3 protein-coding genes and 2 pseudogenes are annotated in these 4,600 nt (G+C 58.1%); 2 read left to right on the top strand and 3 right to left on the bottom strand.

Annotation, left to right across the window (positions count from 1 at the left end; genetic code table 11):
• The first annotated feature begins 1,129 nt into the window (after positions 1–1,129).
• Together AC0L3K_RS40245 and AC0L3K_RS40250 are read left to right on the top strand one after the other, a co-directional pair.
• Positions 1,130–1,612 (top strand): phasin family protein, encoded by a 483-nt coding sequence (locus tag AC0L3K_RS40245; protein WP_473368173.1) that lies wholly within the window; start codon positions 1,130–1,132, stop codon positions 1,610–1,612.
• Between the two features lie 215 nt (positions 1,613–1,827).
• On the top strand, positions 1,828–2,037 hold the full coding sequence (locus AC0L3K_RS40250; protein ID WP_473368174.1) for a hypothetical protein: 210 nt from the start codon (positions 1,828–1,830) through the stop codon (positions 2,035–2,037).
• Between the two features lie 114 nt (positions 2,038–2,151).
• On the opposite strand, the pseudogene AC0L3K_RS40255 reads toward AC0L3K_RS40250, so the two are convergent.
• From AC0L3K_RS40255 to AC0L3K_RS40265, 3 genes and pseudogenes are all read right to left on the bottom strand, one after another.
• A pseudogene (locus AC0L3K_RS40255) lies at positions 2,152–2,655 on the bottom strand (LabA-like NYN domain-containing protein); the annotation flags it as partial.
• A 393-nt stretch (positions 2,656–3,048) separates the two neighbouring features.
• Complete coding sequence (locus AC0L3K_RS40260) at positions 3,049–4,110, bottom strand: class I SAM-dependent methyltransferase (protein WP_473368175.1); 1,062 nt, start codon at positions 4,108–4,110, stop codon at positions 3,049–3,051.
• 305 nt (positions 4,111–4,415) lie between these two features.
• Positions 4,416–4,600: pseudogene (locus AC0L3K_RS40265) on the bottom strand (hypothetical protein); the annotation flags it as partial.

A 4,600-nucleotide genomic window follows, 5' to 3' on the forward strand; every position in this document is an offset into this window, starting at 1 on the left:
TGTGCCTCTTCCTGATCCAGCTATCGCATACGCTTGCCTGTCCGCTCCCGCTCAATTCGGCTTCTTAACGGACGACTCAGTAATCAGCAATGACGTAACGCTTCTTCCGCGTATTCATAAGCGTATGGCGGCGGGGGCAAATAGCGGGGACGGACCTCCACGATAGTGCGCTCTTCGTGCGTCAGTGAGGTAGAGCTGCAGCCGCCAGATGCTCCCAGTATTCTGCCTCCGCGAGCAGCTTCCAGCTTCTGAGCGCCGCAGTCTGTCGGCAAAGCAGCGCCATCGCGCGTAAGCGGCGTACAGATTCCATTTCCACCCTCCCCGCCTTGGGTTTTCTCCAGCTTATTTTTATTATTTGCGGAAGAGTCATTACTATTATGAGACAGAACTAATTTCTCTTCGGCACCCGCTTTGTGTTCCGACAGCGGAACTATATTCGTTTAGGCTTCACGTGGGCGTCGAACGCTACTCAAGTGGCGTACGCCTCGATGCAACGCGGCTAGGCTATTCAAGAAGTGTCGCCGCTCTACGCTCGTGAAAACACAACGTGAGCAAGGATCCAACGTTACAATCCGGACCGACCGAGCATGAGCACTCCGGTCCAATTAATCCGTTGCTCAGCACCTAACGCTTTTTTGCGATCAGCCCGGCGCAAATGCCGGGCTTATTCGGGATGCGTCCTCATTCTCGCTCGGCTCGAGAACGCTATCATTTTCCTCTCGGTACCTGCTGCGGGCGATAACACTCGCGCTCTCGCGCGGGCGGGCGTCCGGAGGATCGCGGCGATCTTACCTCGGAGCTCGCGATAGATCGGTGAACACTTCGGCCTGGCGGCGCAAGTCGTCGGCGATCATCGGCGCTGGCTGGCAATGGTGGACACAACGGTGACCGGTGCGCCACGGCACTGCGCATACTGTTGATATGACGATTGTGTGTATTGACATGCTCGGAAGATTTTTTTGCCGAGAGTCGCAAAGCGAACGGACAGGTCTCGTGTCGTTGGACATAGTGGTGTCGGGGCTGGATTGAAGCTCATCAAAATTGAACGGACGCTGAGGTGGAACACTTTCCGCCTTCACGAACTCCTGTGGCGCAAGCGAGCGTTTCGGGAAATGATTTCGCTTGAGAAATGGGGACAGCAGCCGTGAGTGAAACCAAAGTGAAAGCTGAAGTGAACGGAACGAACGGCTTCGCGATGCCGCTGTTCGGATTGCCGAAGTTTGCGTTGCCCGGTGTGCTCGGTGAATTTTCCGAGCAGGGCGTCGCCCGCGCACGGGAAGGCTGCGAGAGGATCAAAGCCGCGTCAGAGGATATGGCTGAAGCACTGCGCGAGACCTATTCGGGCAATGCCAAGAGCGCGACAGACTACGGGCTCAAGGTCATCGAGATCTCGAACTTTAATACCGCCTCTGCGATCGATTTCTTCGTCCAACTCCTGGGTAGCAAGTCGGCGGCGGATGTCGTCACCTTGTCCGCGGAACAATCGCGCAAGAGTTTCGATACCGCATCCGCCCAAAGCAAGGACTTGTGGGACCTTACCCAGAAGCTTGCAACCGCAACCGGCGAGCCACTCAAGAAGCACATCGCCAAGGTCCTTCACCAAGGCAACTAAGCAGCACTCAATTTACATCCAGGTTCATTCAAGAGGGAGATCCGGCCGGTTGGACCAAGCCCCGCCGCGAGCATGCCCACCCATGTTCGACCAAGTAACTGGCAGGTGCGCGATGCCCCCCACCAGCGCACCAACAAGAGGCGCGATCCAACCGGCTGGGTGTTTCAACCGAATAGGAAATCGAATTCAAGAAAATTAAAGTCGAGGAGGCCCAGATGAGCATGGTCATGGTCAAATGTCCGCAGACCGGACGCGCGATCCCCACCGGCATCAAGACCGATCGCGAGAGCTTTCGGCGCAGCCCGGTTTTCTTCGCGCACACGCGCTGCCCGATCTGCCAGTCCAATCACGTCTGGTTTGCACAGGAGGCTTGGGTCGACGAGCCCGGTGCCTGGGCGGGTCATCGCATGGGATCGCTGGCCTGATCATCCACACAGGCATTGATGATCGCGATGGAGAGATGCGCGCATGCAACTCTCCATCAAACGATTTGCGGCTCAGCCAGGCGGCCGCTTGCTCCAGAACGGTCTCGCTCGGGATTACTTTTCGAGAACGCTATCATTTCCCTTCAGTACCGCGGCGGTCTCACGCTCTGGCTGCGTGTGATAGCGCGACTGCCGCTCGCGCGGAAGCGGGCGTTCGGACGGATCGCGGCCGATCTTAGCTCGGAGCTCGATCAGATCGGTGAACACGTCAGCCTGGCGGCGCAGCTCGTCAGCGATCATCGGCGGCTGGCTCGCGATCGTCGAAACAACGGTGACCCGCACCCCGCGGCGCTGCACCGCCTCTACCAGTGACCGGAAGTCGCCGTCACCGGAGAACAGCACCATCTCGTCGATATGCGCGGCGAGCTCCATGGCATTGACGGCGATCTCAATGTCCATGTTGCCCTTGACCTTGCGCCGGCCGCCGGCGTCGATGAACTCCTTGGTCGGCTTGCTGACGACCGTGAAGCCGTTATAGTCAAGCCAGTCGATCAGCGGACGGATCGAGGAGTACTCCTGGTCCTCGATGATGGCCGTGTAGTAGAACGCGCGCAGAAGTCAGCCTGCTTCGCCTTCTCACGAAGAGGCAATGCATAAGCATCGAATCGGTCAACTACTAACTCGATCAGCGTGATTGAACTAGACTGCAGCTCACATGCTTCAATGGTGAGCTCGCCGCGACACGCTCCACAGCTCTTCGAATGTCGCCGTCCTGAGAACACAAGGCACGAGCTTGGCCTTTGAACAATGCATTGCTTAGACGGCGTGTCATACGGGCCACTTTGCGCCGTAGAGGTTCCCGATCACTGCTTCCCGACAAGCCGACCAACATTAGGCCAGCGACATGCCCGCGGAGCGCACCGAAGCGGACGTAGGTCCGGAGTGAATGCAGGCTCTAAGAGTCGCTTTCCCGCAAACACCCGGACTTATGCGCACTGTGGATCCGGTGCCTCAAGAACGCACTTCGAAGATCATATTGAACGGCGTCTCGGTCGCGCGGCGGAAGCGCCTGAAGCCCGCTTCAGTCGCCACCTGACGCAATCTGTTTTCACCCGCCTGCGCACCGAGACCCAACCCCACTTCTTGCGAGAGCGATGCCGGCGTGCAAATGAATGTCGAGGCGTGATAGAAGATGCATCCGACCGGGTTGAGATTATCCTTGAGATTGTCATGAGCAAACGGCTCGACGATCATCCACGCCCCGTCCTTGCCTAGTGTTTCCTTGACATGTTTGCCTGCCCCGACGGGATCGCCCATGTCATGCAGGCAATCGAAGAACGCCACCAGATCATAGTCTTTAGCCGGAAAATCCTTGGCTCTGGCCTGCGCGAACGTGATGCGATCTCCAACTCCCGCTTCTTGCGCCAGGACCTTCGCCCGTTCGACCGAAGGCTTGTGGTAATCGAACCCGAAGAACTCTGAATTGGGGTAGGCCTGCGCCATCACAATCGTAGAGGCGCCGTGGCCGCATCCGACATCGGCCACCTTGGCGCCGGCTTTCAGTTTCGCTTCGACGCCTTCGAGCGTCGGAATCCAGTTCGAAACTAGATTGGCGTTATAGCCCGGCCTGAAGAAGCGTTCGGTGCCAGAGAACAGACATTTCGAATGCCCGTGCCAACCAACGCCTTTCCCGGTTCGAAACGCTTCGGCGACTTTGGGTTCGTCGAGGTACGTGGACTGCACGACATCGAATGCGCCCGCAAAGAAGGCTGGCGACCCCTCTTCGGCGAAAGCCATGGCCTGCTCCGCCGAAAGTGAGAATGCATTTTTTTCCGGATGGTAGTCGATGTATCCTGAGGCGGCCTGCCCGGACAGCCATTCGCGCAAGTAACGCTCATGCAGTCCGGTCCTCTTCGCAAGCTCGGACGGAGTGATCACGGCACCATCCGCCATCGCCTTGTAGAGCCCGAGGCGATCGCCGAGCAGTATGCTTGCACCGCCAAGCGAGATGCCAAGGTCGCCGACCAGCTTTCCTACCAGCGCGTTCAATTTTTCGACGTTTGGTTCACGCATTTCAGCTTCCTCCTCTTGAGAACAACCCAGCCTTTCAAACTAGCGTGGGAGGACCGGCAGATTGCGAGTGAAGGAGTTCACGTTTCCACGAGTGGCCTGCGTCGCTCGATATCAGCTTTGGGTCATCGCGTCTGTCGTTCGGCAGTCGAGCGGCTTCCGCTCGGCTCCCGCGCGGCCAAGCAGCGGCGGCACCTGCCAGGGGCAGCCAAAACTCGTGGTACTATCAGAATTGCCTCAGCCGCGGATCATCGCGTATTATCCGGGCATCGGTTTCGAACGTATGTAGCTGCCCAAGCTTGGTTGGCTCAGTTCGTCTTAGCGAATTTGTACGTTCCCTTCTTGTGGCCAATGACCTGACTGACGCCTTCGAAGTTGCTCTTAAGCGGGTCTATGGTGACGACGAGCGCAGCCTGGAGAGCTGGTCCCGGTTGTCTGAACAGAATCTCCGCGTCGATAAGTGGAGCCTCTGCCGGGGTTAGGCCGCCATGCG

The sequence above is a fragment of the Bradyrhizobium sp. MI1.10 genome (assembly GCF_055811035.1).

Coding starts and splice junctions, on each gene's coding strand:
- AC0L3K_RS40245 (WP_473368173.1), top strand. CDS start 1,130: ATGGGGACAGCAGCCGTGAGTGAAACCAAAGTGAAAGCTGAAGTGAAC.
- AC0L3K_RS40250 (WP_473368174.1), top strand. CDS start 1,828: ATGAGCATGGTCATGGTCAAATGTCCGCAGACCGGACGCGCGATCCCC.
- AC0L3K_RS40260 (WP_473368175.1), bottom strand. CDS start 4,110: ATGCGTGAACCAAACGTCGAAAAATTGAACGCGCTGGTAGGAAAGCTG.